The 263-nt window shown below is 57.8% G+C and carries 1 pseudogene; it reads right to left on the reverse strand.

The features are described from left to right. Positions 1 to 149: pseudogene (locus AC0L2F_RS35860) on the reverse strand (N5,N10-methylene tetrahydromethanopterin reductase); the annotation flags it as partial. Positions 150 to 263: the final 114 nt, after the last annotated feature.

Here is a 263-nt window from a genome sequence, read left to right on the forward strand (position 1 = left end):
CCGCGTTCCAGGGTTTTGGCCAGGTCCGTCCAGTACTCGAGGGTCTTGTACTGGGTGGACGTGTCCCGCGGATGAGTCCACAGGCCGTGGTTGATATGCCCGATGCAGTTCATGTTGAAGGCATTGAGCAGGATTTTTTTCTTGCTCATCAGATGGTCCCCCGCAGCGGTGGGTTTTCATCGTTGAGGTAGTAATTGCCCACTGCGTGATACTTCCAGCGCACCGGGTCGTGCAGGGTGTGAACCCGTGCGTTGCGCCAGTGG

The organism is Bradyrhizobium sp. Ken64, from assembly GCF_055807555.1.